1 rRNA gene is annotated in these 1,345 nt (G+C 53.5%); it reads right to left on the bottom strand.

Annotated elements, in window-relative coordinates:
- Positions 1-1,345 (bottom strand): 23S ribosomal RNA (locus tag LHJ54_RS12680); the annotation flags it as partial.

Below are 1,345 nucleotides of genomic sequence, written 5' to 3'. Positions count from 1 at the left end.
CATTAGTACCGGTTAGCTCAACGCATCGCTGCGCTTACACACCCGGCCTATCAACGTCGTCGTCTTCAACGTTCCTTCAGGACTCTCAAGGAGTCAGGGAGAACTCATCTCGGGGCAAGTTTCGTGCTTAGATGCTTTCAGCACTTATCTCTTCCGCATTTAGCTACCGGGCAGTGCCATTGGCATGACAACCCGAACACCAGTGATGCGTCCACTCCGGTCCTCTCGTACTAGGAGCAGCCCCCCTCAGTTCTCCAGCGCCCACGGCAGATAGGGACCGAACTGTCTCACGACGTTCTAAACCCAGCTCGCGTACCACTTTAAATGGCGAACAGCCATACCCTTGGGACCTACTTCAGCCCCAGGATGTGATGAGCCGACATCGAGGTGCCAAACACCGCCGTCGATATGAACTCTTGGGCGGTATCAGCCTGTTATCCCCGGAGTACCTTTTATCCGTTGAGCGATGGCCCTTCCATTCAGAACCACCGGATCACTATGACCTGCTTTCGCACCTGCTCGCGCCGTCACGCTCGCAGTCAAGCTGGCTTATGCCATTGCACTAACCTCCTGATGTCCGACCAGGATTAGCCAACCTTCGTGCTCCTCCGTTACTCTTTAGGAGGAGACCGCCCCAGTCAAACTACCCACCAGACACTGTCCGCAACCCGGATTACGGGTCAACGTTAGAACATCAAACATTAAAGGGTGGTATTTCAAGGTCGGCTCCATGCAGACTGGCGTCCACACTTCAAAGCCTCCCACCTATCCTACACATCAAGGCTCAATGTTCAGTGTCAAGCTATAGTAAAGGTTCACGGGGTCTTTCCGTCTTGCCGCGGGTACACTGCATCTTCACAGCGAGTTCAATTTCACTGAGTCTCGGGTGGAGACAGCCTGGCCATCATTACGCCATTCGTGCAGGTCGGAACTTACCCGACAAGGAATTTCGCTACCTTAGGACCGTTATCGTTACGGCCGCCGTTTACCGGGGCTTCGATCAAGAGCTTCGCTTGCGCTAACCCCATCAATTAACCTTCCGGCACCGGGCAGGCGTCACACCGTATACGTCCACTTTCGTGTTTGCACAGTGCTGTGTTTTTAATAAACAGTTGCAGCCAGCTGGTATCTTCGACTGATTTCAGCTCCACGAGCAAGTCGCTTCACCTACATATCAGCGTGCCTTCTCCCGAAGTTACGGCACCATTTTGCCTAGTTCCTTCACCCGAGTTCTCTCAAGCGCCTTGGTATTCTCTACCTGACCACCTGTGTCGGTTTGGGGTACGATTTGATGTTACCTGATGCTTAGAGGCTTTTCCTGGAAGCAGGGTACCCATATCCGCAG

The organism is Porphyrobacter sp. GA68 (assembly GCF_022605525.1).
GTDB lineage: Bacteria > Pseudomonadota > Alphaproteobacteria > Sphingomonadales > Sphingomonadaceae > Qipengyuania_B.
This window is presented reverse-complemented; position numbering and strand designations above follow the sequence as displayed.